The organism is Bradyrhizobium macuxiense (assembly GCF_001542415.1).
In the GTDB taxonomy this organism is placed as follows: domain Bacteria; phylum Pseudomonadota; class Alphaproteobacteria; order Rhizobiales; family Xanthobacteraceae; genus Bradyrhizobium; species Bradyrhizobium macuxiense.
The window spans coordinates 33220-59637 of record NZ_LNCU01000040.1; the positions used below are offsets into that span (position 1 = coordinate 33220).

Sequence of the window (26418 nt, forward strand, 5' to 3'; positions counted from 1 at the left end):
TAGAGTTGGCGATGGCCTTCACTGATATTTTCATCAAGCGGCCGGTGCTGTCGGTCGTCGTCAGCCTGCTGATCCTGCTGATCGGCCTTCGCGCTGCGATGGTGCTGCCGATCCGGCAATATCCGAACCTTTCGAACACTGTCGTGACGATCACGACGACGTATCCCGGCGCATCGCCCGAGCTGATCAACGGCTTCATCACCACGCCGATCGAGCAGGCAGTCGCCTCGGCCGAGGGTGTCGACTACATCACCTCGAACTCGGTGCTCGGCACCTCCACGATCCAGGTCTACGTCAAGCTGAACTTCGATCCGAACCAGGCGCTCACCGAGGTGCTTGCCAAGGTCAACTCGGTCAAATACCTGATCCCGAAGGAAGCGTTCGACCCGGTCGTGACCAAGGCGACCGGTGACACCATCGCGGTCATGTATCTCGGCTTCTCCAGCGAGGAGCTGACCGGATCGGCGATCTCGGACTATCTGACGCGCGTCGTGCAGCCGGTGCTGTCGACGGTCGATGGCGTCGCCTCCGCCGACATTCTCGGCGGTCAGACCTTCGCAATGCGTGTCTGGCTCGACCCGACCCGCATGGCCGGACGCGGTGTGTCGCCGAACGATGTCGCCGCTGCAATCGCGGCCAACAACTTCCAGGCGGCTGCCGGCCAGACCAAGGGCTACTTCATCGTCTCCAACGTCTCGGCCAATACCGACCTTCAGAACATCGATCAGTTCAAGCGAATGATCGTGAAGTCGAAGGACGGCGGATTCGTTCGCATCGAGGACATTGCGACGGTGGAGCTCGCGGCGCAGAGCACGGATGCCAGCGTCGCCTTCAACGGCGACCATGCGATCTTCATCGGCATCAAGGCGACGCCGCAAGGCAATCCGTTGACCCTGGTGAAGGGCGTGCGCGCGCTGTTCCCCGAACTCGAGCGCAGCCTTCCGCCGTCGATGAAGATGAAGGTGGCCTACGACTCCACCAAGTTCATCCAATCGTCGATCGACGAGGTCGAGAAGACGCTCAGTGAAGCGGTTCTGATCGTCGTCGTCGTCATCTTCCTGTTCCTGGCGTCGATCCGGTCGGTGATCATCCCGGTCGTGACGATTCCGCTGTCGCTGATCGGCGTCTGCATCCTGATGCTGGCGGCCGGCTTCAGCTTCAACCTGCTGACGCTGCTTGCGATGGTGCTGGCGATCGGTCTGGTGGTCGACGACGCCATCGTGGTGGTCGAGAACATCCACCGCCATCTCGAGGAGGGCCTGTCACCAGTCCAGGCATCACTAAAGGGCGCCCGCGAAATTGTCGGTCCGGTCGTCTCCATGACGATCACGCTCGCCGCGGTGTATGCGCCGATCGGCTTCCTCGGCGGCGTGACGGGTGCGCTGTTCCGCGAATTCGCCTTCACGCTGGCCGGTTCGGTGATCGTGTCGGGTGTCATCGCGCTGACGCTGTCGCCGATGATGTGCTCGGTGTTCCTCAAGCATGCCGACGAGGGACGTTTCGCCAGGCTGGTCAACCGCGTGTTCGGTGCCTTGACCCGCGCCTATGGTCGCCAGCTCGACCGCTCGCTTGACTACCGCCCGATCACGGGCCTGTTCGCCCTGACCGTTCTCGGCCTGGTCGGCTTCCTCTATATGCACACCCAGAAGGAGCTGGCGCCGCAGGAAGACCAGGGCATCGTGTTCGCGATCACCAAAGCGCCGAAATACGCCAACATCGACTACATCGATTTCTACGGCGACAAGATGGACAAGGCGTTCCAGAAGTTTCCCGAGACCGATCTGCGGTTCATCCTGAACGGCATCACCGGTCCGCAGGGCGGCTTCGCCGGCATGCTGCTCAAGCCGTGGGATGAGCGCAAGCGCTCCGCGCAAACGCTACAGCCGCTGGTGCAGAACGAGCTGTCCAAGATCGAGGGCGTCAACGCTTTCGCGTTCAGTCTGCCGCCGCTGCCCGGCGGTCCGGGCGGTCTGCCGGTGCAGATGGTCATCAGCTCGACCGCAGGGTTCGAGCAGGTGTTCGACCAGATGAACAAGCTGAAGGAAGCTGCCCGCAAGAGCGGCCTGTTCATCGTGACCGACAGCGATCTCGACTTCAACCAGCCGGTGGTCCGCGTGAAGGTCGACCGCACCAAGGCGAGTGATCTCGGCATCACCATGCAGTCGATCGGCAATGCGCTGGCGACGCTGCTCGGTGGCAACTACGTCAACCGGTTCAACCTGGAGGGACGCTCCTACCAGGTGATTCCGCAGGTGCCGCGCGTTAATCGCCTCGCGCCGGAGTCGTTCGACAACTTCTATGTTCCGACTGCGACCGGGAAGCTGGTGCGGCTGTCGACCGTTGTCTCGGTCGAGACCGGCGTCGATCCGAACGCGCTGACCCATTACAACCAGCTCAACTCGTCCACCTTCCAGGCCGTGCCGATGCCTGGCGTGTCGATGGGGCAGGCGGTGGAGTTCCTGCAGGGCGAAGCCAAGAAGCTGCCGTCCGGCTTCACCTACGACTTCCTGGCCGACTCCCGGCAGTACGTCCACGAAGGCAATCAGCTCATGGTGACGTTCGCGTTCGCGATCATCATCATCTTCCTGGTGCTCGCCGCGCAGTTCGAGAGCCTGCGCGATCCGTTCGTGATCATGATCAGTGTGCCGATGGCGATCGTCGGTGCTCTGATTCCGCTGTTCTTCGGCGTCGCGACCATGAACATCTACACCCAGGTGGGCCTGCTGACGTTGGTCGGACTGATCACCAAGCACGGCATCCTGATGGTGGAGTTCGCCAACGAACTGCAGCTCAATGAAGGGCTCGACCGCCGTTCGGCGATCGAGATGGCAGCCCGTATCCGCCTGCGTCCGATCCTGATGACGACGGCAGCCATGGTCACCGGCCTGCTGCCGCTGCTGACGGCCTCGGGCGCCGGCGCGGCCAGCCGCTTCTCGATCGGGCTCGTCGTCGTGGCGGGCATGACGATCGGTACGCTGTTCACCCTGTTCGTGCTGCCGATGGTCTACACGGTTATCGCGACCGACCACCAGGCCGCGGCCCGTTCCGATCGTGCCAAGCAGATCGCCGACTACGAACTCGAGAGCCGCGGCGGCGCACTGAAACCGACCTGAGCCCTCCAAGCTCATGCTCGCAGAAGAGGCGGCATTGGCGAAAGCCACTGCCGCCTTTTCTTTGTCCGCGACATCCCGCTCCGGTAGCCAGCTCGTGCGAACGCGCTGTAAGCTCGCGCGACAAGATCTGGAGGAACAGACATGGTGAGCGACTTTCGGGCCGGGAATTACCGGTTCATTCCCGCCGTCTTCCAATATTCGAGCGGCGCGCAGGCGAGCCCCGGCTATGAGATCGAGCGGGTGCGCTTCGACCGGCTGGTGCCGCTCGCGGAGGGGTTTGCGCGGATCGCAGCCTATATCCAGGCCGCCGGCCGGCCGCTGACGTCGTTCTGCGCCTGCGAATTGCGTTCGCCGGCTGCCTTCACCGAAGACGGCTTCCGCGCCTTCAACCAGCATTACGTCAAGACGCTCGCGGAATGGGGCATCTACGACGGCGGCGGCACCAACCCGGTGGCGCGCAGCAATGTCTGCCCCGAGATCGATCCGCCATCCGAACCGTCATTCTACGCATTCTCGTTCACGCGGCCGAGTGCGAACGCGTCGCCGTCCTTCGTGATCGCGGGCGGCGCCGAGGCGCGGGGCGGCGCGGGCAGCTATCCGGAGCGCATCGTGGGCTACCGCGATCTCAGCCCCGAGGCGTGGCGGGAAAAAGTTCGTTTCACCACCGGCGAGATGGAGCGCCGCCTTGCGGAGTTCGGCTTCGGCTGGAAGGACACGACGAGCGCGCAGGCCTACACCGTGCACGACGTGCATCCCGTGATCGTCGACGAACTGGTCCGCCACGGCGCCACGCGCTCGGGCCTGACCTGGCACTTCTGCCGCCCGCCGGTGGTCGATCTCGAATACGAGATGGATTGCCGAAGGGTGTTGCGAGAGGTGGTGATCTAGGCAGCCGACGTATTATCCCCTCATCCTGAGGAGCCGCGCAGCGGCGTCTCGAAGGATGAGGCCCGGATGCGGCCTCATGGTTCGAGACGCGCGTGTCGCGCTCCTCACCATGAGGGTCGACCGGCTCACCGCGCCTTCGGATCCAGCGCGTCGCGCAGGCCGTCGCCGACCAGATTGAAACTGAGCACGACCAGGAAGATCGCGAACCCCGGCCAGATCGCCATCCACGGAGCGCTGGTGAGGAAGCGCTGCGCGGCGTTGAGCATGCTGCCCCAGGACGGCGCCGGCGGCTGCTGGCCGAGGCCGAGGAAGGAGAGCGCGGCTTCGGCGATGATCGCGGCCGCGATCGACAGCGTCGCCTGCACCAGCAGCGCCGGCAGGATGTTCGGCAGAATGTGGACCAGCGCGATGCGCCAGCGCGGATTGCCCATGGCGCGCGCGGCCTCGACATAGTCCTCGACCTTGACGCTCAGCACCTGGCCGCGGGTCAGGCGGATGAAGATCGGCGTCGCCGAGACGCCGATCGCGATCATCGCATTGCCGAGGCTGGGCCCCAGGAAAGCCGCGAGCGCAATCGCGAGGATCAGGAACGGGCAGGCCAGCATCGCATCGGTGATGCGGCTGATCAGCGCATCGATGAAGCCACCGCGATAGCCCGCGAGCAGCCCTAGCGGGACGCCGATGAGGAGCGCAATGCCGACCGAGATGACGCCGGCGAGCAGCGAGGCGCGGGCGCCGAACACGACGCGGGCGAGCACGTCGCGGCCGAGCTCGTCGGTGCCGAACCAGTGTTGCGCGGAAGGCGCTTTCCGCACCAGCGACCAGCTCGTCGCGACCGGATCGTAAGGCACGATCAGCGGTGCGAACAGTGCGAGCAGGATGAAGATCGCGATCACGACGAGGCCAAGCATCGCGCCCTTGCGCTTGACGAGCCGCCGCCAGGCGCGCCGCGCCGGGCTCTCCAGCGTCTCGGAGGCGGCGAGGGTGGCAACGGTGTGAAGCGCGGTGTCGGTCATCCGGTCAGCCCCTCAGCCGCGGGTTGACGAGGATGTAGGCGATGTCGGCGATCAGATTGAGCGTGATGTAGATCGTCGCTGTCGTCAGCACCACGCCCTGCACCACCGCGTAATCGCGGTTGAATACCGCATCGACGATCAGCTTGCCGAAGCCGGGGATCGAGAAGATCTGCTCGGTGAGGACCGCGCCCGACAGCAGCGTGCCGAGCTCGAGCGCGCCGAGCGTGATGATCGGCGTCAGCGCATTGCGCATCGCGTGCTTGAGGATCACCGAGCGCTCCGAAAGCCCCTTGGCGCGCGCGGTGCGGACGTAGTCGCTCTCCAGCACCTGCAGCATGGCGCTTCTGGTGTGGCGCATCAGGATCGCCGCGATGGCGTTGCCGAGCACGAAGGCCGGCATGATCGTGGCGGCGAGACTGGCGCGCCAGTCCTCGGTCAGCGGCACATAGCCGGAGGCGGGCAGCCAGCCCAATTCAATCGAGAATAGGAAGATCAGCATGATGCCGAGCCAGAAGTTCGGGGTCGAGATGCCCCATAGCGCGAACAGATTGGCGCCGTAATCCCAGGCGGTGCCTTTCTTCACCGCCGAGACGATGCCGGCGGGAATGCCGATCAGGAATGCGATCACGATCGCCATGGCTGCAAGCTGCAGCGTCACCGGCAGCTTCTGCTCGATCAGCTCCAGCACCGGCATCTTGTTGCGCAGGGACTCGCCGAAATCGCCCGAGAGCACGCCCTTGATCCAGTAGACATACTGTACCGGGATCGGCTGATCGAGATGGTACTGCGCGCGGATCTGCGCGATCACCGCCGGATCGCGCTCCTCGCCGGCCATCACCAGCGCCGGATCGCCCGGCAGCAAGTGCTGCAGCGAGAAGATCAGCACCGAGACGAAGAACAGCGTCGGGACGATCTGGACCAGCCGCCTGGCGAGAAAGTTCAGCATGGCCGGTGCCCGTCCCTGCGCGAAGAATCGCGCGTGACAACACGCCGAGCTGTCCTCGCTCCCTCCCCCCTTGTGGGGGAGGGAGCGGAAAGAGCACCGATGCGGGTGCTCATCACTTCAGCTTCAGCCCGACCACGCGCACGAGGCCGTCGGGCATCTGCTTGTAGCCCTCGAGCTTGGTGGTGTGCGCAATGATGATGCGGCGATGGTAGAGGTAAAGGATCGCCTCGTCATTGAGCTCCAGCTTGGTCAGCTTGGCGTAAATCGCCTTGCGCTGCGCCATGTCGGTGGTGAGGCGGGCGTCGTCGAGCGCCTTGTCCGCCTCGGGGTTGCTCCAGGCGCTGTAGTTTTGCGGCGCATCGGTGTGCAGGAACACATAGGAGTTGCCGTCCGGATCAATGCGGCCGCTCCAGGCCAGCATGTAGGCCTGATAGTCGCCGGCCTCGGCCTGCTTCAACGATGTCGCGAACTCGGTGACCCTGATCTTCATGTCGAAGCCGGCGTCTGCCGCCATCGACTGGATCACCTGTGCGGTGGCCTCCGTCTCCGGTCCCTTCGGCACCATGAAGTCGACGCTGACGGGTGGCTTCACGCCGGCCTCCTTCAGCAGCGCCTTGGCCTTCTCGACGTCGCGCGGACGGATCGGAAATTCCTTCTGGTAGTAGGGATGGTCCGGGCTGACCCACTGGTTTCCGGGTTTGAACTCGCCGTTGAAGACGACCTGATTGATGGCCTCGCGATCGATCGAAAGGTCGAGCGCCTGCCGGACCTTGGCCGACTGGCTCAGCGGGCCTTTGGCCTTGTCCTTGCCGATGTTGAGCGTCATGCCCTGATAGCCGAGCTCGATCGCGCTCGACACCTTCAGGCGGGAATCCGCGCGGACATCCTTGAGGTCGGTCGCCAGCACGCGCTCGATCAGATCGAGCCCGCCGGACTTCAGATTGGCGAGCCGCACGGTGGCGTCCACGATCGGCAGATAGACGATGCGGTCGATGAAGACGTTATCCTTGTTCCAGTAGTCGGCGAACTTCTCCAGCACGATGCGATCCTGCTGCACACGCTCGACGAACTTGTAGGGGCCGGCGCAGACCGGATGCAGGCCGAACTTGTCGCCTTCAGCCTTCGCGGCCTTGGGCGACACCATCATGCCGGCGCGGTCGGTGAGCTGCGCGATCAGCGGCGAGAACGGCGCCTTCAGCACCAGCTTGATGGTCAGGGGATCGACGACGTCGATATGGTCGACACTCGCAAGCTCCGGCTTGCGGAACGAGCCGGGGAAGGTCAGATGCCGTTCCAGCGAGAACTTTGCCGCCTCGGCATCGAAGGGCTCGCCGTCCTGGAACTTGACGCCGGGGCGAAGCTTGATCGTCACCTCTTTGCCGTCGGCGGAGGTTTCGTGCGACAGCGCGAGTTGCGGCACGATGTTGAGCTTCTCGTCGATGTCGAACAGCTTGTCGCACATCGCGGCAAACACGATGCGGCCGACATAGGTGCGCGCCATGGTCGGATCGAGGACATCGGGATCCTCGGCAAGCCCGATCCGCAGCGTGGTTTGCGCCTGGACTGTGGCACCGAGCGACAGCAGCAGTGCCGCCGCGGTCGTGGCCAAACGAAGCATCCTCATCACACACCTCCCTATCTTCATGCCCGTGGCATCGTCTCGACCTGACCAACCCCGGCGCGTCCGGTTCCTTCAGCCGTGACGCCGAAGGCGGCAACCAGTTTCTCCAGCACGGGAGAGAGCGCGCCATCTGAAGGCACGATGCTCTCCGGCGGCGGCAGCTCCGCGGTGCGGTGACAGGCGGTGGAGTGGCCGGCGCTGTCCGCCAGCAGCTGCGGCACCTCGGTGCGGCAGCGCGCGATCACATAGGGGCAGCGGGTGTGGAAGCGACAGCCCTGGGGCGGATTGAGCGCGCTCGGCAGCTCGCCTTCCAGCACGATGCGGCTGCGCTTGGCGCGCGGCTTGGGCACCGGGATCGCCGACAGCAGCGCGCGGCTATAGGGATGACGCGGGGTGGCGAACAGCGTCTGCACATCAGCCGTCTCGACGATGGTGCCGAGATTCATCACGGCGACGCGGTCGGCGATGTGCTTCACGACGGCCAGATCGTGCGAGACGAAGATGTAGGCGAGCTTCAGACGATCCTGCAGATCGCGCAACAGGTTCAGGATCTGCGAACGGATCGAGACGTCGAGCGCCGACACCGGCTCGTCGCAGATGATCAGTTTCGGCTCGACCGCAAGCGCACGTGCGATCGCGATACGCTGGCGCTGGCCGCCGGAGAATTCATGCGGATAGCGGCGTGCAAAGCGCGGCTCGAGGCCGACCAGGCGCAGCAGCTCCTCGACCCGCTCGCGGCGGCGCGCAGACGGCACGAGCGCATGCAGCGCCAGCGGCTCGGCGAGGATCTGGGCAACCGTCATCCGCGGATTGAGCGAGGCGTAGGGGTCCTGGAAGATGAGCTGCGCGTCGCGCCGGAACGCGCGTAATTGCTCGGCGTTGAGCGCGCCGAGATCGCGGCCTTCGAAGCGGACGGTGCCGGCATCGGGCTCGATCAGCCGCAACACCAGCCGGCTGACGGTGGATTTTCCGCAGCCGGATTCGCCGACCAGCGCCAGCGTCTTGCCGGCCTCGACCGTGAAGCTGACGCCGTCGACCGCCTTTACATGCGCGGTCGGCCGGCCGAATATCGAGCGCTCGGCGACGAAATGCTTCACCAGCCCTTCGACCTCGAGCAGCGCGGTCATGACACCAGCCGTTCCAGCGGCGCCCGGATGCAGCGCGAGGCGTGGGTTGCGTTCAGCATCGCGAGCGGCGGCGGGGTTTTGACGCAGGCATCTTCGACGAACGGGCAGCGCGCGGCGAACCGGCAGCCCGCAGGCGGGGTCGCCATGTTCGGCACCATGCCCTCGATGGTTGCGAGATGGGTCGTGCGGCGGTCGAGCCGTGGGATCGAGCCGAGCAGCCCGACCGTATAGGGATGCTGCGGATTGGCGAACAGCTCGTCCACGGCTGCCCGCTCGACGATCTCGCCGGCATACATCACCGCGACCTCGTCGCAGACTTCGGCGACGACGCCGAGATCGTGGGTGATCAGGATGATCGCCGCGCCGCTTGCCGCCTTCAACTCGCGCATCAGATCGAGGATCTGCGCCTGCAGGGTGACGTCGAGCGCGGTGGTCGGCTCGTCGGCGATCAGGAGCTGCGGGTCGCAGGCCAGCGCCATCGCGATCATCACGCGCTGGCGCATGCCGCCCGACAGCTTGTGCGGAAATTCGTCGATGCGTTTCTCGGGCGAGGGGATGTGGACGCGGCGCAACAGCTCGATGGTGCGTTCGCGCGCGTTGCGCCGCCCGCCGCCACGATGGCGCAGGATGGTCTCGATGATCTGGTCGCCGATCGTGAAGCTCGGATTGAGCGACGTCATCGGCTCCTGGAAGATCATGGCGAGCCGGTTGCCGCGCAGGTCGCGCAGCGTCTCGTCCGGCACGCCGAGCAGGTCGACACCGTCGAAGCGGATCGCGCCGGAGACCGCGGCGGATTGCTTCGGCAACAGCCCCATGATCGCGAGCGAGGTCACGCTCTTGCCGCAGCCGGATTCGCCGACGAGGCCGAGCGTGGCGCCGTTGGCGACGCTGAGATCGACGCTGTCGACGGCATGGGTAGTGCGGCCGTCGTCACCCTGGAAGACGACGCGCAGGCCCTCGATCTCGATCAGCGGACGGGCCGTCATTGCCGGCTCGCGGTTGCAGCTTCGATTGTGGCGTCGATCGTGGCGCGATCGGTGATGCCGGCGGGATTGTCCCGCGTCGGCATGAAACGGCGGAAATGCACCCAGCGCTCGCGGCTGACGGCTTCCAGCCGCTCCAGCTCGCGTAAGGGATCGGTGTGGTCGTCGACGCGCAGGTCGAGCGCCGACCATTCGTCCGCGCCATGGATCAGCAGCGCCGCCGACTGCTTGCCGCGCTTGTCGCCGCCGGCGGCTTCGCCTGCGAGCATGGCCTTGATCAGCCGTTGCGGGAACGGCAGCGCGTCATTGGCGGCATAGACCCGCGCGGTCTCGTCGAGCACCGCGGGGCCGGTCAGCATGTTGCCGGCGATGGAAAAGCCGCCGCCTGCGATGTTGCCGAACCAGTCGATGCAGTCCTTGCCGGAATGCGCCGCGATGCGGCCTTTGGCGTCCATGACATGCACCTGCCGGCTGTCGCGGCCGGGATCGGTGGCGAGCAGCGCGGTGATGGCGTCGTGCGGGCTCTTGCCCTCGCGCAGCAGCGCGATGCCGTCGATGCCGTAATAGGGATTGACCATCGCCTGCGTCGCGATCGCACCGACGCCGGCGGCGATATAGGGCACCCGTGCGCCCACCGCGAAGAACCGCGTCGCGACGGCGATGCCGAACTGGCCGGTGGCGCTGTCGCGGGCGATGATCGACCAGGTCATCCCAAACCTTCGTGTCCTAGACCATGATGCGATCCGACTGGATCGCTTCACGGTCTACTATCTCTGTTTGACGCGTTTTCTTCACGCGAACCGGGGTCCACTTCGCTCGAAAACGCTTTACCGGCCCGCGGCGTAACCCTGCATGCCGCGCGGGTTGGCCGCTGCCCGGCGGCGAGGGCCGACCTTCGAGGCGGCGGTGAGCCGGCCTTCCGACCAATCGGGGCCAATCTCCACCACATGGCCGCGGCGCTTCAATTCGTCGATGGTCGACTTCGGCACTCGGTTTTCCAGCACCAGCACGCCGGGGCGCGCGGTGCGCGGCCAGAACGAGATCGGGAAATGCTCGGAGTGCCAGGCTGGTGCGTCGATCGCCTCCTGCAGATTGAGCTTGGCGTGGACATGCCGCAGGAAGAACTGCGTGATCCACTGATCCTGCTGGTCGCCGCCCGGCGAGCCCCAGGCGAGATACGGCTCGCCGTCGCGCAGCGCCATGCTCGGCGACAGCGTCGTGCGCGGCCGCTTGCCCGGTGCGAGCGAGGCCGGGTGGTTCTCCTCCAGCCAGAACATCTGGGCGCGGCTGCCGAGGCAGAAGCCGAGTTCGGGAATCACCGGCGAGGACTGTAGCCAGCCGCCGGACGGCGTCGCCGAGATCATGTTGCCGGCCTTGTCGATGATGTCGAAATGTACGGTGTCGCCGCGCACCTCGCCGAACCGGCCGACCGTCGGCTCGCCGGCGCCCATGGCGCCGACGGCCTCGCGGTGCCCTTCGGCGTGGCGCAGCTTGACCACGGCGCCAAATCCGTCGACCGAGCCGGGGCGGAAATCGAGCGAGGCATGATCCCGCGAGACCAGCTTGCGCCGCTCGTCATTGTAGGCATCAGACAGCAGCGTCTCGACCGGGATGTCCGTGAACTTCGGATCGCCGTAGAACGTCTCGCGATCGGCATAGGCGAGCTTCGCGCACTCGATCTGCAGATGGATGAAGTCCGGGCTGACTGGATCGAGCCCGTCGAGGTCAAAACCCTTCAGCAGTGCGAGCTGCTGCAACATCACCGGACCCTGGCTCCAGACGCCGGCCTTCTGCACGGTGTAGCGGCCGTAGTCGTAGGTGAGCGGCGCCTCAATGGTCGGCTGCCAGCGCGCCATGTCGTCGGCGCTCAGCACGCCGCGATGCGGCGAGCCGGAAACATCCATCACGTCCTGGGTACGGCAGAACTTGTCGATCGCTTCGGCGACGAAGCCTTTCGACCAGGCCTGTCGCGCGCGCTCGATCTGGGCAACGCGGTCGCTGCCGGCGCTCTCGGCCTCCTTCAGGATGCGCGCATAGGTCTCCGCCAGCCGCTTGTTGGTGAAGATGGTGCCGGGCCTCGGCACTTCTCCATTCGGCAGATAGACGTCGGCGGACGTGGTCCAGTGCTTCCGGAACAACTGTTCGACGGTCTTGATGGTTGCCGCGGCGCGCTCGACCAGCGGATAGCCGTCGCGGGCATAGCCGATCGCGGGCTCCAGAACGTCGCGCAGCTTCACCGTGCCGTAATCGCGCAGCAGCAACATCCAGGATTCGAATGTGCCGGGCACGCAGGCTGCGAGCAGGCCGGTGCCGGGCACCATCTCCAGGCCTTCGCTGCGATAATGCGCGATCGTCGCCTTGGCCGGCGCCGGACCCTGGCCGCAGATCACCTCGCTCTTGCCGCGCTTGATATCGTGCACGATGATCGGAACGTCACCACCCGGGCCGTTCAAATGGGGCTCGACGACCTGCAGCGTAAAGGCCGTTGCGACGCCGGCGTCGAAGGCGTTGCCGCCCTTCTCCAGGATCCCCATGCCGACCGCGGTGGCGATCCAGTGCGTCGAGGTGACGACGCCGAAAGTGCCTTCGATCTCGGGCCTTGTCGTGAACGGATCGGGGTTGATGTTGCTCATAGGGCTTCACTTCCAGCTGGATCTTGTGGCGCGCGCACTTGATCACAGGCCGGCTGGTATGCCAACCGTCTGGTTGACATGGCGGCTCCCATCCACGTGATCAGGCCGGAATGGCTGCGGCCGGATTGTTGACGGAGTGGCAGGCGACGCCGTCGATCAGTTCCGGCGTCTTGCGGCGGCACAGCTCGAAGGCGAGGGGACAGCGCGGGTTGAAGGCGCAGCCAGGCGGCGGATTGATCGGGTTCGGGATCTCGCCCTTGACCGGGATGCGCTGACGGCCTGACATCGCAAGGTCGGGAACCGCGCCGAGCAGCATCTTTGTGTAGGGCATCCGCGGATTGTCGAACAGACGTCGCCCCTCGGTGATCTCGACGATGCGGCCAAGATACATGACGCCGATCCGGCTCGCCATGTGGCGGACGACCGCAAGGTTGTGGCTGATGAAGAGATAGGTCAGGCCGAACTTGTCCTGCAGGTCGCGCATCAGGTTGAGGATCTGCGCCTGCACCGAGACGTCGAGCGCCGAGGTCGGCTCGTCGCAGACAATGAATTCGGCCTCCGAGGCCAGCGCGCGAGCGATCGCGATGCGCTGGCGCTGGCCGCCGGAAAACTCGTGCGGGAATTTCAGGCCGTCATCGGGGTGCAGGCCGACCAGCGACAGCAGTTCGCCGACGCGGGCCTTGATGTCGCGCTCGCCCTGGATCAGTTCGAAGGCGCGAATCGGCTCGGCGACGATGGCATCGACCCGGAAGCGCGGATTGAGGCTCGCATAGGGGTCCTGGAAAATCATCTGGATGCGCCGGCGCAGGCGGCGGCGCGCCTGGGCCTGCCTGGGATCGGTCATCGAAACGCCGTCGATGATGACTTCACCCGAGGTCGGCGGCAACAGGCCGACCACCATGCGCGCCACCGTGGTCTTGCCCGAGCCGGATTCGCCGACCAGGGCGAGTGTCTCGCCGCGCTTGATGTCGAAGCTGACGCCGTCGACCGCTTTGAGGAATTCGAGGTGGCCGCCTTCGAGCACGCGGTTGAGCCACGGCTTCGAGACGTCGAAGACGCGGCGCAGGTTCTTTACGTCTATCAGGGCCGCGCTCATGCCGCGGTTTCCTTTGCAGGCTCGAACAGGTGGCAGGCGACGGATTGGGCGCCGTGCCTGACGGGCTCGGGTCGCTCCACGCGGCAGCGGTCGAAGGCGAGCGCGCAGCGCGGATTGAACGGGCAGCCCGGCGGGATCGCCGACAGCCGCGGCATCGACCCCGGAATCTGCACCAGCCGCTTGTCTTCGCCCGCAAGCGTTGGGATCGCGCCCATCAGGCCCTTGGCGTAGGGATGCAGCGGGTTGCGCACCACGTCCTGCACTGGGCCGATCTCGGCGATCCGGCCGGAATACATCACTGCGACGCGGTCGCAGGTCTCGGCAATGACGCCCATGTCGTGGGTCACCAGCATCACGGCAGTGCCGTGGTCGCGGCCGAGCCGCTTGATTAGTGCGATGATCTGCGCCTGCACCGAGACGTCGAGCGCCGTGGTCGGCTCGTCGGCGATGATCAGCTCGGGTTCGGCGCAGATCGCGAGCGCAATGACCACGCGCTGGCGCATGCCGCCGGAGAATTCGTGGGGGTAGCCGTCGATGCGCTTCTCCGGCGCGGGAATGCCGACCTCGGCGAGCAGGTCGATCGCGCGCTGGCGCGCAGCGCTCTCGCTGAGGCTAGTGTGGGTGCGGATGGTCTCGATGATCTGATCGCCGATCCGGTAGAGCGGATTGAGGCTGGTCAGCGGATCCTGAAAGATCATGCCGATCCGCTTGCCCCTCACGCGCCGGATCTCCTCGGGCGGAAGCTGATCGATCCGCGTTCCGGACAGCTCGATCTGGCCGCCTGAGATGCGGCCGGGCGGATCGATCAGCCCGATCACGGCGAGCCCGGTCACCGATTTGCCGGCGCCGGATTCGCCGACGACGCCGAGCACCTCGCCCTTGGCGATGTCGAACGATACGCCGTTGATGGCGCGCAGGGTGGCGCGGCGGGTGGCGAATTCCACCTCGAGGTTGCGTACTGAGAGAACGGGCTGGGTCATCGGAGCTTCGGGTTGAGTGCGTCGCGCAACCAGTCGCCGAGCAGGTTGATGGACAAGATCAGGCCCGCGAGCGCAATGCCCGGAAACGCGACGATCCACCATTCGCCGGCGAACAGATAGTTGTTACCGATCCGGATCAGGGTGCCGAGCGAGGGCATCGTGTCGGGCATGCCGGAACCGAGGAAGGACAGCGTCGCCTCGGTGATGATCGCGAGCGCGAGATTGATGGTGGCGATGACGAGGATCGGGCCCATCGTGTTCGGCAGCACATGCCGCAGCATGATCTTCGGCGCCGGCAGGCCGATCAGCTGCGCGGCAGCGACGTAATCCTTGTTCTTCTCGACCATGACGGAGCCGCGCACGGTGCGGGCATATTGCACCCAGAAACTGAGGCCGATCGCGATCACGAGCACGCCGAGCGTGGCGGTCTCGTCGAGCCGGTTGCCAAGCACCGATTTGGCGACGCCGTTGACCAAGAGCGCGATCAGGATCGCCGGGAAGGTGAGCTGCACGTCGGCGATCCGCATGATGATGGTATCGATCACGCCGCCGAAATAGCCCGCGATCAGTCCGAGCACGATGCCGAGCGCGCCGGCGAAGACCACGCCCGACACGCCGGCGGCGAGCGAAATACGCATTCCGTAGAGGATGGCCGAAAAGACATCGCGGCCCTGCTCGTCGGTGCCGAGCAGGAACGGGCTTTGGCCGTCGGCGGCCCACAGCGGCGGGATCCGCGAGTTGATCAGCTGCAGCTGCGCAGGATCGAACGGGTTCTGCACCGCAAGCCAGGATGCGAAGATCGCCAGCAGGAAGAACAGCACAGTGACCGCGGCAGCCACCATGGTCAGCTTGGAGCGCCGGAACGAATAGAAGATGTCGCTGTCGAGCGCGCTCCTAAGCCAGCCTGCGCCTCCACGCGGGGCTTGCGCGTTGTCTTCGCTGCGATGGGGAACGACGGCGTCGGACATGGATCAGTCCCTCGCCTTACGTTGCACGGCTGACGGTCGCGCGCAGCCGCGGATCGACAACGGTGTAGAGGATGTCGACCACGAGGTTGATGGTGACGAAGATCAGCGAGACCATCAACAGATACGCGGCCATGATCGGGATATCGACATTCTGCACGGCCTGCACGAACAGGAGCCCCATGCCGGGCCACTGGAACACGGTTTCGGTGATGATCGAGAAGGCAATAACCGAGCCAAACTGCAGGCCGGCGACCGTGATGACCGGGACCAGCGTGTTCTTCAGCGCGTGGCCGAAATGGATCGCGCGCGTGGTCAGTCCGCGGGCGCGGGCGAAGCGGATATAGTCGGTCCGCAGCACCTCAAGCATTTCCGCACGTACCAGCCGCATGATCAGGGTCATCTGGAACAGTCCGAGCGTGATCGCCGGCATGATGATCGCCTTCCAGCCGGACACGGTGAGAAGTCCCGTGCTCCACCAGCCGAGCTTCACCACCTCGCCTCGGCCGAACGAGGGTAGCCAGCCCAGGGTCACCGCGAACAGATAGATCAGCAGGATGCCGATCAGGAAGGTCGGCAGTGAAATACCGATCAGCGAGACCGCCTGGAATAATTTGGCCAAGATGGTGTCACGGCGCAGCGCCGAATAGACACCCATCAGAATGCCGGCCACCATCGCCAACAGTGTCGCGCAGATCGCAAGCTCCAGCGTCGCCGGCATGCGCTCCGCGAGCAGCGAGGAGACCGGCAGGCGGAACTGGTAGGACACGCCGAACTTGAACTGCAGCGCGTTGATGAAGTAGTGGGCGAACTGCACCAGCACGGGATCGTCGAGGCCGAGCGAGTGCCGGATTTCGGCCCGCTGGGCGGCGGAGGTGTCGATCGAGACCATCTGGTTCACCGGATCGCCGGCGAAGCGGAACATCGCGAACGCGATGACGCCGACGGCGAGCATGACGCCGATGGCCTGCAGTATGCGACGAAGAGTGAAAGCGAGCATCTCTACCTTTCACTGCTTTTGACATCCGGCGCGCGCCGTTGCGCGGCGGGAAAACGAGAAGTCCCGGAAGCAGACGCTTCCGGGACCCAATTCGCCAAAGCCACTATTCACCCTGTTTGGTCGCCCAGTAGAGCAAGACCTGGTTGTCCGCGCGCTGGACCAATTTGACCTTTTTCGACACGCCCCACACCAGCGGCTGCTGATGCAGCGGAATGTAGCCGTAATCCTTGATAACGAGCTCATAGGCCTGTTTGATCAACTGGTCGCGCTTGGCCGTGTCGCTCTCGACCAGGACCTTGTCAGTCAGCGCGTCGACTTCCTTGTTGCAATAGCCGCCGAGATTGGCCTCGCCCCGGGTCGAATCCTTCGGATCGTCGCGGCAGCCGAGGATGTCATGCAGCACGTTGTGCGAGTCGGAGGTCGCAGGCGTCCAGCCCAGCATGAAGAACGAGGTCTGGTAGCCGCCGGGCTTCAGCACCTTGGCGAAATACTGCGCCTTCGGCTGCGCCAGGAGGTCCACCTTGACGCCGATGCGGGCCAGCATGCCGACCACCGCCTGGCAGATCGCGGCGTCATTGACGTAGCGGTCGTTCGGGCAGTCCATGGTAACTTCGAAGCCGTTCGGGTAGCCGGCCTCGGTGAGGAGCTTCTTGGCGGCATCCGGGTCGGCCTTCGGCCGGGTGAAGTCCTTCGACAGCGGATAAAGCTCGGGCGCGATCATCAGCGCCGAGGGGGTCGACATGCCGCGCATGACGCGGGTCTTGATCAGATCGACGTCGATCGCCTTGTGGAAGGCCTCGCGGACGCGGATGTCCTTGAACGGATTCTTGCCCTTGACGTTCGAGTACAAGAGCTCGTCGCGGGCCATATCCATGCCGATGAAGATGGTGCGGATCTCCGGTGCGGTCATCACGGTGGCGACGCCGCTCGCATTGACACGCTGGATGTCCTGGAGCGGAACCGGCTCGATCACGTCGACCTCGCCCGAGAGCAACGCGGCAACGCGGGTGGCGTCGGAGCCAATCGAGGTGAAGATGATCTCCTTGAGATTATGCTCCGGCTTCTTCCAGTAGCCCGGAAACGCCTTGAACACGGTCTTCACGCCGGGCTGGTGGCTCTCGATCGTAAAGGGGCCGGTGCCGTTCTCGTGCAACGCGGCGTAGCTCGGCGTGGTTGCGGAGGCCGGCGTCGGTGCGACGGAGTTGTTCTCCTCACACCACTTCTTGTCCATGATGTACCAGCTATCCCATTGCGAGATCAGGATGGGATTGGGCGAGTCCAGCGTCACATCGACGGTGTAATCGTCGACCTTGGTGAATTTGGCGTCGGCCGGAACGTTGCTGAGGAAATTGGAGCCCTTGGCGCGGACGCGGTCGGCGGAGAACAGGACGTCGTCGGCGGTAAAGGGATCGCCATTGTGGAATTTCACGCCCTTGCGCAGATGGAAGCGCCACTTGGTGGGGCTCAGATTCTCCCAGCTTTCCGCCAGTGCCGGGATGATCTTCAGGTCCTTGTCGCGCGCGGTCAGGCCCTCGTAGACGTGGGCGTGATGCGCGATCGTGGTGGTTTCCTTCAGCGTGTAGGGGTCCAGCGATTTGAGCTCGCCCTGGTTGGCGTAGCGCAATGTCTGCGCGGATGCCGGCGTCGCGACGGCCAGCGCGAGGACCGTTGCCGCAAACAAACTCCAACGTACCGACATGTGATTCTGGTCCCCCGTTATTGTGCGCCGGTTGCTGACGTCCGGCTGATATTGTCGTCCATGTTGCCAGAGTTTGCCCGCCGCGCAAGCGCGATTTCCCAAAGGGTTAATCGGCTTGCGAAGGTGCGGCGCAACGACTGGGATTTGAGGATAGGCGGGAGCTGCGAGCGCGTGACATTCAACTTTCGGAGTGCCGGACGTCCTGCCCCGGTCACCGGCCGGACGCTCGCGGAAATGACGACCGGCGAGCCCCCGGTTTGCCGATCCCGGGCCCTTTTGCCGCGGAACGATTTGGTTGACCATAACAGATGATTGAGGCCGACTGGGTCCTGAGGCAAATTGTGGTCGCTTGCGTGACTCGCCCCATAGCGGCGATACTGACGCCGGTAAGGCGCATTTGAGGAGGCGGATATGAAGGTCAATGTCGAGATAGATTGCACGCCCCTCGAAGCGCGGCAGTTCTTCGGTTTGCCTGACGTATCGCCGATGCAAACCGCCGTCATGGACAAGCTGCAGCAGCAGATGACGTCGAACATCGACAAGATCTCGCCGGAGTCGCTGATGCAGAGCTGGTTCACCTTTGATCCAAAGCTCGCCGAACGCTTCCAGGACATGTTCGTGGCGATGGCCGGCCTCGGCGGCATGGGCAAGAAAGATAAGAAATAGTGGCCGCCATGGACAGGAGCGCTGATGTGACCGAACGACGGTTGCGCCCGCCGAGCCTGTTCCTGATGTTTGCCGAAGCGCGCGGCGTGCTCGAATTCAATTCCAGCCTGTTGCTGTCGCCGCTCTTGATGCAAGCGCCGAAAGGTGACGGCCATCCGGTGCTGGCGCTGCCGGGCTTCCTCGCCAGCGACCTTTCGATGGCGCCGATGCGACGTTATCTGAAGGAACTCGGCTACGACGCCTATGCCTGGAACATGGGCCGCAACTTCGGCGGCATCGCCAGCAGACGCGGTGCGTTGCGCGACCTCTTGAAGCGGATCCACGAGACGTCGGGGCGCAAGGTCTCGATCATCGGCTGGAGCCTTGGTGGCGTCTACGCCCGCGATCTTGCGGTGCAGATGCCCGAACTGGTGCGGTCGATCATCACGCTGGGCAGTCCGTTCGCCAATGATATCCGTGCGACCAACGCGACGCGGCTCTATGAGCTGCTGTCCGGCGAAGCGGTCGGCGACATTCCCGAGATCCGCGCGGCGATCGCCGGCGATATGCCGGTGCCTGCGACCTCGATTTATTCCCGCACCGACGGCATCGTGAACTGGCGGACCACCCAAGTGCACCCGTCGGCGACGGCAGAGAATATCGAGGTGCATTTCGCCAGCCATGTCGGGCTGGGCGTCAATCCTGCCGCCCTCTGGGCGATTGCCGATCGTTTGGCGCAGGCGGAGGGCGAATTCCGGCATTTTGACCGGTCCGGCCCCTTTGCCATTGCCTATGGACCTGCAGAACAGGCACAATCCTGACTGAATAACGAGAAGCGCCGCCAGGGCGCCCGTACGAGTTCTTGCCCTCGGGAGGGAATCATGGGCGACGCCAAGAAGCTGTCCTCGCTGGACGCATCGTTTCTCTATCTGGAAACGCCGGAAATGCCGATGCATGTCGGCAGCATGGCAATCTTTCGCCTGCCGCAAGGATACAAGGGCGACTTCTTCGAGGAATTCAAGGCGATGCTCGCCTCGCGGCTGCACATCGCGCCGATCCTGAAGGCGCGGCTGCAGAAGGCCCCGCTCGACATCGATCATCCGTCATGGGTCGAGGATGACCAGTTCGACATCGACCGCCACATCTTCCGCGCCAGCCTGCCTGAGCCGCGCGACCGCGCGACGTTGGAACGCATCGTCGGCTGGATGCACGCCAAGCTGTTGAACCGCGCCCGCCCGCTCTGGGAGTTCTACGTGTTCGAAGGCATGAAGGACAACGAGATCGGGCTCTATTCCAAGATGCATCACGCCTGCATCGACGGCGGCGCAGGCGCAGCGCTGACCAGCATGATCTACGATTTGACGCCGGTGCCGCGGCAGGTCGATCCGCCGGGTGCAAAGAAGGTTGCGCCGGAGCCGCGCGACATCGCGGCCAATTTGATCGACGCCTATCAGCAGCTCTGGACCCAGCCGTTCGAGGCGGCGGCCGCGGCGCAGAAAACGATAGAGCTGCCGCGCTCGGGCAAGAGCGACCTCGGCTCGATCCTGTTCGACAACGCCATGTTCCAGATCGAGAGCGCGGTGAAGTTCGCCGGCAGCATGCCGACCGTGTTGAAGAGTCTGTCCGATGTGGTCGCCAAGGCCGCCGATCCCAAGTCGCGCGAGAGCCTGCAGGCCATGTCCTCGCCGCCGACCATCCTCAACAAGGCGATCTCGTCGGAGCGCAGCTTTGCCGGCACCTCGATCTCGCTGTCGCGCGCCAAGGCGCTGGCGAAGGCGTCCGGCGGCAAGCTCAACGACGTCGTGCTCGCGCTCGCCTCCGGCGTGGTGCGGCGCTACCTGATCAGCCAGGGTGCGCTGCCGAACAAGTCGCTGACTGCGGGCGTTCCGATCTCGCTGCGCGAAGAGGGCAATGCCGAATCCAACAATCAGGTGTTCGGCATGATCTGCTCGATCGCCACCGATATCGAAGACCCCAAGAAGCGGCTCCAGACCATCATTGCGCAATCCACCAAGTCCAAGGAGATGTCGCATCCGCTGCGCGCCCTGATGCCGCAGGTTTCGAACATCTCGTTGCTGGGTGCGCCGATCCTGGTGCAGATCCTGGCGCTGCTGTACAGCCGCTCCGACTTGTCCAACGTGCTGCCGCCGGCGACCAACATCACCGTGTCGAACGTGCCGGGGCCGCGGCAGACGCTGTATGCCGCCGGCGCGGAGCTGTTGCACATCTTCCCGGTGTCGATCTCGACCCATGGCGTCGCGCTCAACATTACCGTGCAGAGCTACCGGGACCAGCTCGATTTCGGCTTCATCGTCGGTGCCAACATCATTCCTCATGTGCAGGTGATGTGCGACATGCTGCCGCTCGAATTCGATGCACTCGAGGCGGCGTTCGCGCCTCCGCCAGCGGATATCAAGGGCGCGGCCGAATAAGGGGTCCTGTCAATGATCGAAATGCCGACGCTGCAGTTCGCCGAGACGAACGGCATCCGCATGGGGTTCTACGAAGCGGGCCCCGGGACCGACACTCCGCCTGTGGTGTTGTGCCACGGTTGGCCGGAGCTGGCCTTTTCCTGGCGCCACCAGATCAAGGCACTGGGCGAAGCCGGGATCCGGGTGATCGCGCCGGACCAGCGCGGCTATGGCGCGACCGACCGTCCCGAGCCGGTTGAGGCCTACGACATGGAGCATTTGACCGGCGATCTTGTCGGGCTGCTCGATCACCTCAAGATCGATAAGGCGATCTTTGTCGGCCATGACTGGGGCGGCTTCGTCGTCTGGCAGATGCCGCTGCGGCACCCCTCGCGGGTCGCCGGTGTCGTCGGCATCAACACGCCGCATTGGGACCGCGCGCCGATGGATCCGATTGCGCTGTTCCGCCAGCGCTTCGGCGACCAGATGTACATCGTCCAGTTCCAGGATCCGGCACGCGAGCCGGACCGCATCTTCGGTGGCCGCGTCGAGCAGACCTTCGACGCCTTCATGCGCAAGCCGGTGGCGCGCCCTGCGGGGACGCCGGCCGAGCAGCCGATCGCCGGTATCGGCGCATCGGCGCGGGCCAATTTGGCGTTTCCGCAGATGATTGCGAACTACGATGCCAAACATGACCCCCGCACGCCGATCCTGTCGGCGGACGAGAAGAAGGTGTTCGTCGACACCTTCACCAAGACCGGCTTCACCGGCGGCATCAACTGGTATCGCAACTTCACCCGCAACTGGGAGCGTTCGGCCGGGCTGGACCATACCGTGCGTGTGCCCTCGTTGATGATCATGGCCGAGAACGACGCAGTGCTGCCGCCGTCGGCTGCCGACGGCATGGAGAGGCTGGTGCCGGACCTCGAGAAGCACCTGGTCCGCGACAGCGGCCATTGGACGCAGCAGGAAAAGCCGGACGAGGTCAGTGCCAAGCTGATCGAGTGGCGCAAACGAAGATTTGGGTAATTTTTGCCGTCATTGCGAGGAGCTCGCGACAAAATTGCAAAGCAATTTTGCGCTGAAGCGACGAAGCAATCCATTCTCTCCCCTTGCGGCGCGATGGATTGCTTCGCTTCGCTCGTAATGACGGCGTAGTTCGGGGCAAGCAGAGGGGGCAATTCGACGATGGCGTCCGGCAACAGACTGAGTCCGATCCCGCATCCGCCGACGAAACCGGTGGTCGGCAACATGCTGTCGCTGGATTCGACTGCGCCGGTGCAGCACCTGGTACGACTCTCGAAGGAGCTCGGGCCGATCTTCTGGCTCGACATGATGGGCGCGCCGATCGTCATCGTCTCGGGCCACGACCTGGTCGATGAGCTCTCAGACGAGAAGCGGTTCGACAAGGCGGTGCGCGGCTCGCTGCGCCGGGTGCGCGCGGTCGGCGGCGACGGCCTGTTCACCGCCGACACCAAGGAGCCGAACTGGAGCAAGGCGCACAACATATTGATGCAGCCGTTCGGCAACCGCGCCATGCAGTCCTATCATCCAAGCATGGTCGATATCGCCGAGCAGCTGGTCAAGAAATGGGAGCGGATGAACGCGGACGAGGAGATCGACGTCGTCCACGATATGACGGCGCTGACCCTCGACACCATCGGCCTCTGCGGCTTCGATTACCGGTTCAATTCGTTCTATCGCCGCGACTATCACCCCTTCGTGGAGTCGCTGGTACGTTCGCTCGAGACCATCATGATGACCCGCGGCCTGCCGCTCGAAGGCCTGTGGATGCAGAAGCGGCGCAAGACGCTGACCGAAGACGTCGCCTTCATGAACAAGATGGTCGACGAGATCATCGCCGAGCGGCGCGGCAACGCCGATGCTGCTGCCGACGGCAAGAAGGACATGCTGGCGGCGATGATGACCGGCGTCGACCGTGCCACCGGCGAACAGCTCGACGATGTCAACATCCGCTACCAGATCAACACCTTTCTGATCGCGGGCCACGAGACCACAAGCGGCCTGTTGTCGTGCACGATCTACGCGCTGTTGAAGCATCCCGACGTGCTGAAGAAGGCTTATGAGGAGGTCGATCGGGTTCTCGGCCCTGACGTGAACGCAAAGCCGACATATCAGCAGGTGACGCAGCTCACCTATATTACGCAATGCCTGAAGGAGGCCTTGCGGCTGTGGCCGCCGGCACCGGCCTATGGCATCGCGCCTCTGGCCGACGAGACCATCGGCGGCAAGTACAAGCTCAAGAAGAACACCTTCATCACCGTTCTGGTGATGGCGCTGCATCGCGACCCCAGCGTCTGGGGGCCGAACCCCGACAGGTTCGATCCGGAGAATTTCAGCCACGAGGCCGAGGCCAGGCGGCCGATCAATGCCTGGAAGCCGTTCGGCAACGGCCAGCGCGCCTGCATCGGCCGCGGCTTCGCGATGCACGAGGCGGCGCTCGCGATCGGGATGATCCTGCAGCGGTTCAAGCTGATCGACGTGCATCGGTACCAGATGCATCTGAAGGAGACGCTGACGGTCAAGCCCGATGGCTTCAAGATCAAGGTTCGGCCGCGCGACGACAAGGATCGCGGCGCATTTGCTGGCGCCACCGAGGCGGTTGCCGCGCCAAAGGCGCCGCGCACACCGACCACCCGTCCGGGCCACAACACACCGATGCTCGTGCTCTACGGGTCCAACCTCGGTTCGGCCGAGGAGTTGGCGACGCGCATGGCCGACCTCTCCGAAATCAATGGTTTTGCCACGCGGCTTGGGCCGCTCGATGACTATGTCGGCAAGCTGCCGGAGGAGGGCGGCGTGCTGATCATCTGCGCCTCCTACAACGGCGCGCCGCCGGACAATGCCACGCAATTCGTGAAGTGGCTCGGTGACGGTCTGCCGAAGGATGCCTTCGCCAAGGTGCGCTACGCCGTTTTCGGCTGCGGCAACAGTGATTGGGCAGCAACCTACCAGTCGGTGCCGCGCTTCATCGACGAGCAATTGACCGCGCATGGTGCGCGCGCCGTCTATCCGCGCGGCGAGGGCGATGCGCGCAGTGACCTCGACGGCCAGTTCCAGAAATGGTTCCCGGAAGCCGCGAAGGTCGCGACCAGGGAATTCGGGATCGACTGGAATTTCACCCGCACCGCCGAGGACGACCCGCTCTACGCGATCGAGCCGGTCGCGCAGGGTGCGGTCAACACCATCGTCACGCAAGGCGGCGCGGTGCCGATGAAGGTGTTCGCCAACAGCGAATTGCAGAACAGGGAAGGCGCCAATCCGTCGGAGCGTTCGACCCGGCACATCGAGATCGAACTGCCGGCAAGTCTCAAATATCGCGTCGGCGATCACCTCAGCGTCGTGCCGCGCAACGACCCGACGCTGGTCGATTCCGTCGCGCGCCGCTTCGGCTTCCTGCCGGCCGACCAGATCAAGCTGCAGGTCTCGGAAGGCCGCCGCGCACAACTGCCCGTGGGCAATGCGGTGTCGGTCGGACGCCTGCTCACCGAGTTCGTCGAACTGCAGCAGGTCGCGACCCGCAAGCAGATCCAGATCATGGCCGAGCAGACCCGCTGCCCGGTGACCAAGCCGAAGCTGATGGCGTATGTCGGCGATGACGACGCATCGGCCGAGCGCTACCGCACCGAGGTGCTGGCCAAGCGCCAGTCGGTGTTCGACCTGCTGGAGGAACATCCGGCCTGCGAGCTGCCGTTCCATCTTTACCTCGAGATGCTGTCATTGCTCGCGCCGCGCTACTATTCGATCTCGTCGTCGCCGGCGGGCGAGGCGCAGCGCTGCAGCGTCACGGTCGGTGTGGTGGAGGCGCCGGCGAGCTCCGGTCACGGCATCTACAGGGGCGTCTGTTCGAACTATTTGGCCCGGCGCCGCGCCGGCGACACCGTCCACGCCACCGTGAAAGAGACCAAGGCGGGCTTCCGCCTGCCTGATGACAACGCAGTGCCGATCATCATGATCGGGCCGGGCACTGGCCTGGCGCCGTTCCGCGGCTTCCTGCAGGAGCGCGCGGCCCGCAAGGCGCAGGGCGCAACGCTGGGGCCGGCGATGCTGTTCTTCGGCTGCCGTCATCCGGAACAGGATTTCATCTATGCGGACGAGTTGAAGGCGTTTGCCGCTGCCGGCGTTTGCGAGCTGCGCACCGCCTTCTCGCGCGCCGACGGGCCGAAGACCTATGTGCAACATCTCGTCGCCGCGGAGAAGGAGCGGGTCTGGGACCTCATCCAGCAGGGCGCGATCATCTATGTCTGCGGCGACGGCGGCAGGATGGAGCCCGACGTCAAGGCGACGCTGATGTCGATCTATCGCGAACGGGTCGGTGCCGACGCGGATGCTGGGGCGCGCTGGATCGAGGAGATGGGCGCGAAGAACCGCTACGTGCTCGATGTGTGGGTGGGTGGCTAGGCCGGCTATTTCCACGTGTCGTCCCGGCGAAAGCCGGGACCCATAACCACAAATGCGGGTTGTGGAAAGACGCTTTGGCCCCAGCCTTCGCCAAACTGTCTTTGGTGGTTATGGGTCCCGGCTTTCGCCGGGACGACTAGGAGAGTTTCGGCACGCACGCTCGCTCAGAACATCGTGTTGTTGTTGGCCGATGTTTCCGGGATCGGCTGCACCACGTCCCAGTGCTCGACGATCTTGCCGTTCTCCAGCTTGAAGATGTCGATGATGGCGTTGCCGCGGGTGCCGGGCTCGCGCACGGCGTGGACGTGCAGGATCACATAGTCGCCATCGACGAAGGACTGCTTGATCTCGCTGTGCGAATTGGGAAACTTCTCGCGCAGGAAGGCGATGAACTTGCGGAAGCCTTCGGGGCCGTCGGCGGCGTTCGGGTTGTGCTGGACATAGCGGTCGCCGACATAGGCGAGCGCGGCGTCGGCATCCTTCTGGTTCAGTCCCTTCTCGTAGAACGCCAGCACGGCCTTGCGGTTGGCCTCCTGCTGAACCTCGCTGGTGGCGGCCAGCGCGGCGGACGACGCGAGCGCAGCGAGCATGGCAACGACGATGGCCATTTGTGGCCGGCGGATGAAGTTCATGTGGAAGCTCCCGGTGGCTGGCGGCGCTGGTCTCGCGCCCCGCAGCGGGCCCTGTATAGGCGGGCTGCCGGTTGACCGGAAGAGCGTACCCCTCGGTCACAAAGTTACCTCCAGGAGACCGGGTTCGGGGCCGCCCACGTTGATCGACCGTGCTAAAAGCGAAGGCATGATTCCCTGGGAAAAGATCGATACGGCACGTATTCCTGGCACCGACGACGAGCTGCGCCTGATGCGGCGGGGG

Annotated in this window: 20 protein-coding genes and 1 pseudogene; 8 read left to right on the forward strand and 13 right to left on the reverse strand. The window is 64.7% G+C overall.

The genetic code is table 11. From position 1 onward, the window contains the following. Positions 1-11: 11 nt before the first annotated feature. Both AS156_RS12830 and cnbZ read left to right on the forward strand, forming a co-directional pair. Complete coding sequence (locus tag AS156_RS12830) at positions 12-3113, forward strand: multidrug efflux RND transporter permease subunit (RefSeq protein WP_066504229.1); 3102 nt, start codon at positions 12-14, stop codon at positions 3111-3113. Positions 3114-3254: 141 nt separating this feature from the next. After that, complete coding sequence (gene cnbZ, locus AS156_RS12835; RefSeq protein WP_066504230.1) at positions 3255-4001, forward strand: 2-amino-5-chloromuconate deaminase CnbZ; 747 nt, start codon at positions 3255-3257, stop codon at positions 3999-4001. A gap of 125 nt (positions 4002-4126) precedes the next feature. Here the strand turns inward: cnbZ and AS156_RS12840 are convergent, their stop codons facing one another. The 12 genes from AS156_RS12840 to AS156_RS12895 form a co-directional block, all read right to left on the reverse strand. Next, the gene (locus tag AS156_RS12840) at positions 4127-5017 is read right to left on the reverse strand and encodes an ABC transporter permease (protein WP_066504231.1); all 891 of its coding nucleotides are present in this window, start codon (positions 5015-5017) and stop codon (positions 4127-4129) included. A 4-nt stretch (positions 5018-5021) separates the two neighbouring features. Continuing rightward, a complete protein-coding gene (locus AS156_RS12845; protein WP_066504232.1) occupies positions 5022-5963 on the reverse strand; it encodes an ABC transporter permease in 942 nt (313 codons plus the stop codon). A gap of 112 nt (positions 5964-6075) precedes the next feature. Continuing rightward, the gene (locus AS156_RS12850; RefSeq protein ID WP_066504233.1) at positions 6076-7587 is read right to left on the reverse strand and encodes an ABC transporter substrate-binding protein; all 1512 of its coding nucleotides are present in this window, start codon (positions 7585-7587) and stop codon (positions 6076-6078) included. A gap of 17 nt (positions 7588-7604) precedes the next feature. After that, a complete protein-coding gene (locus AS156_RS12855) occupies positions 7605-8711 on the reverse strand; it encodes an ABC transporter ATP-binding protein (protein ID WP_066504234.1) in 1107 nt (368 codons plus the stop codon). Then, a complete protein-coding gene (locus tag AS156_RS12860; protein WP_066504242.1) occupies positions 8708-9697 on the reverse strand; it encodes an ABC transporter ATP-binding protein in 990 nt (329 codons plus the stop codon). The genes AS156_RS12855 and AS156_RS12860 overlap by 4 nt, the downstream gene beginning before the upstream one ends. Beyond that, positions 9694-10404 carry a DUF1028 domain-containing protein gene (locus AS156_RS12865; RefSeq protein WP_066504245.1) on the reverse strand — a complete coding sequence of 237 codons (711 nt, stop codon included), beginning with the start codon at positions 10402-10404 and terminating at the stop codon, positions 9694-9696. The genes AS156_RS12860 and AS156_RS12865 overlap by 4 nt, the downstream gene beginning before the upstream one ends. Positions 10405-10521: 117 nt before the next feature. Continuing rightward, on the reverse strand, positions 10522-12327 hold the full coding sequence (locus tag AS156_RS12870) for a gamma-glutamyltransferase family protein (protein ID WP_066504249.1): 1806 nt from the start codon (positions 12325-12327) through the stop codon (positions 10522-10524). A 100-nt stretch (positions 12328-12427) separates the two neighbouring features. Further along, the gene (locus AS156_RS12875; RefSeq protein WP_066504250.1) at positions 12428-13423 is read right to left on the reverse strand and encodes an ABC transporter ATP-binding protein; all 996 of its coding nucleotides are present in this window, start codon (positions 13421-13423) and stop codon (positions 12428-12430) included. After that, positions 13420-14403, reverse strand: a complete 984-nt coding sequence (locus AS156_RS12880) for an ABC transporter ATP-binding protein (protein WP_066504251.1) — start codon at positions 14401-14403, stop codon at positions 13420-13422. Before AS156_RS12880 ends, AS156_RS12875 begins: the two co-directional genes overlap by 4 nt. Next, complete coding sequence (locus AS156_RS12885; RefSeq protein ID WP_066504255.1) at positions 14400-15371, reverse strand: ABC transporter permease; 972 nt, start codon at positions 15369-15371, stop codon at positions 14400-14402. The genes AS156_RS12880 and AS156_RS12885 overlap by 4 nt, the downstream gene beginning before the upstream one ends. A 16-nt stretch (positions 15372-15387) precedes the next feature. Next, complete coding sequence (locus AS156_RS12890) at positions 15388-16368, reverse strand: ABC transporter permease (RefSeq protein WP_066504258.1); 981 nt, start codon at positions 16366-16368, stop codon at positions 15388-15390. A gap of 103 nt (positions 16369-16471) precedes the next feature. Next, positions 16472-18067, reverse strand: coding sequence for an ABC transporter substrate-binding protein (locus AS156_RS12895; RefSeq protein ID WP_066504260.1), 1596 nt, complete (start codon positions 18065-18067; stop codon positions 16472-16474). A gap of 411 nt (positions 18068-18478) precedes the next feature. Between AS156_RS12895 and AS156_RS12900 the strand changes: the two genes are divergently transcribed. The 5 genes from AS156_RS12900 to AS156_RS12920 all read left to right on the forward strand — a co-directional run bounded on the left by AS156_RS12900 (position 18479) and on the right by AS156_RS12920 (position 25545). Next, the gene (locus tag AS156_RS12900; RefSeq protein WP_066504262.1) at positions 18479-18733 is read left to right on the forward strand and encodes a DUF6489 family protein; all 255 of its coding nucleotides are present in this window, start codon (positions 18479-18481) and stop codon (positions 18731-18733) included. A gap of 8 nt (positions 18734-18741) precedes the next feature. After that, positions 18742-19533, forward strand: a complete 792-nt coding sequence (locus AS156_RS12905; protein WP_066504264.1) for an esterase/lipase family protein — start codon at positions 18742-18744, stop codon at positions 19531-19533. A gap of 60 nt (positions 19534-19593) precedes the next feature. Continuing rightward, the gene (locus AS156_RS12910; protein ID WP_066504265.1) at positions 19594-21144 is read left to right on the forward strand and encodes a WS/DGAT/MGAT family O-acyltransferase; all 1551 of its coding nucleotides are present in this window, start codon (positions 19594-19596) and stop codon (positions 21142-21144) included. Between the two features lie 12 nt (positions 21145-21156). Next, entirely contained in the window at positions 21157-22152 is a 996-nt protein-coding gene (locus AS156_RS12915; RefSeq protein WP_066504268.1) for an alpha/beta fold hydrolase, read from the forward strand. Positions 22153-22311: 159 nt separating this feature from the next. Further along, positions 22312-25545 carry a bifunctional cytochrome P450/NADPH--P450 reductase gene (locus AS156_RS12920; RefSeq protein ID WP_066504270.1) on the forward strand — a complete coding sequence of 1078 codons (3234 nt, stop codon included), beginning with the start codon at positions 22312-22314 and terminating at the stop codon, positions 25543-25545. Positions 25546-25709: 164 nt separating this feature from the next. On the opposite strand, the gene AS156_RS12925 is transcribed toward AS156_RS12920, so the two are convergent. Continuing rightward, positions 25710-26135, reverse strand: a complete 426-nt coding sequence (locus AS156_RS12925) for a nuclear transport factor 2 family protein (protein ID WP_430641795.1) — start codon at positions 26133-26135, stop codon at positions 25710-25712. Positions 26136-26343: 208 nt separating this feature from the next. Here AS156_RS12925 and AS156_RS44320 point away from each other — a divergent pair. After that, a pseudogene (locus tag AS156_RS44320) lies at positions 26344-26418 on the forward strand (spermidine synthase); the annotation flags it as partial.

Excerpts from the sequence above, each read along its gene's own strand:
- AS156_RS12830 (WP_066504229.1), top strand. The coding sequence starts at position 12 with ATGGCCTTCACTGATATTTTCATCAAGCGGCCGGTGCTGTCGGTCGTC.
- cnbZ (WP_066504230.1), top strand. The coding sequence starts at position 3,255 with ATGGTGAGCGACTTTCGGGCCGGGAATTACCGGTTCATTCCCGCCGTC.
- AS156_RS12840 (WP_066504231.1), bottom strand. The coding sequence starts at position 5,017 with ATGACCGACACCGCGCTTCACACCGTTGCCACCCTCGCCGCCTCCGAG.
- AS156_RS12845 (WP_066504232.1), bottom strand. The coding sequence starts at position 5,963 with ATGCTGAACTTTCTCGCCAGGCGGCTGGTCCAGATCGTCCCGACGCTG.
- AS156_RS12850 (WP_066504233.1), bottom strand. The coding sequence starts at position 7,587 with ATGAGGATGCTTCGTTTGGCCACGACCGCGGCGGCACTGCTGCTGTCG.
- AS156_RS12855 (WP_066504234.1), bottom strand. The coding sequence starts at position 8,711 with ATGACCGCGCTGCTCGAGGTCGAAGGGCTGGTGAAGCATTTCGTCGCC.
- AS156_RS12860 (WP_066504242.1), bottom strand. The coding sequence starts at position 9,697 with ATGACGGCCCGTCCGCTGATCGAGATCGAGGGCCTGCGCGTCGTCTTC.
- AS156_RS12865 (WP_066504245.1), bottom strand. The coding sequence starts at position 10,404 with ATGACCTGGTCGATCATCGCCCGCGACAGCGCCACCGGCCAGTTCGGC.
- AS156_RS12870 (WP_066504249.1), bottom strand. The coding sequence starts at position 12,327 with ATGAGCAACATCAACCCCGATCCGTTCACGACAAGGCCCGAGATCGAA.
- AS156_RS12875 (WP_066504250.1), bottom strand. The coding sequence starts at position 13,423 with ATGAGCGCGGCCCTGATAGACGTAAAGAACCTGCGCCGCGTCTTCGAC.
- AS156_RS12880 (WP_066504251.1), bottom strand. The coding sequence starts at position 14,403 with ATGACCCAGCCCGTTCTCTCAGTACGCAACCTCGAGGTGGAATTCGCC.
- AS156_RS12885 (WP_066504255.1), bottom strand. The coding sequence starts at position 15,371 with ATGTCCGACGCCGTCGTTCCCCATCGCAGCGAAGACAACGCGCAAGCC.
- AS156_RS12890 (WP_066504258.1), bottom strand. The coding sequence starts at position 16,368 with ATGCTCGCTTTCACTCTTCGTCGCATACTGCAGGCCATCGGCGTCATG.
- AS156_RS12895 (WP_066504260.1), bottom strand. The coding sequence starts at position 18,067 with ATGTCGGTACGTTGGAGTTTGTTTGCGGCAACGGTCCTCGCGCTGGCC.
- AS156_RS12900 (WP_066504262.1), top strand. The coding sequence starts at position 18,479 with ATGAAGGTCAATGTCGAGATAGATTGCACGCCCCTCGAAGCGCGGCAG.
- AS156_RS12905 (WP_066504264.1), top strand. The coding sequence starts at position 18,742 with ATGGACAGGAGCGCTGATGTGACCGAACGACGGTTGCGCCCGCCGAGC.
- AS156_RS12910 (WP_066504265.1), top strand. The coding sequence starts at position 19,594 with ATGGGCGACGCCAAGAAGCTGTCCTCGCTGGACGCATCGTTTCTCTAT.
- AS156_RS12915 (WP_066504268.1), top strand. The coding sequence starts at position 21,157 with ATGATCGAAATGCCGACGCTGCAGTTCGCCGAGACGAACGGCATCCGC.
- AS156_RS12920 (WP_066504270.1), top strand. The coding sequence starts at position 22,312 with ATGGCGTCCGGCAACAGACTGAGTCCGATCCCGCATCCGCCGACGAAA.
- AS156_RS12925 (WP_430641795.1), bottom strand. The coding sequence starts at position 26,135 with ATGCTCGCTGCGCTCGCGTCGTCCGCCGCGCTGGCCGCCACCAGCGAG.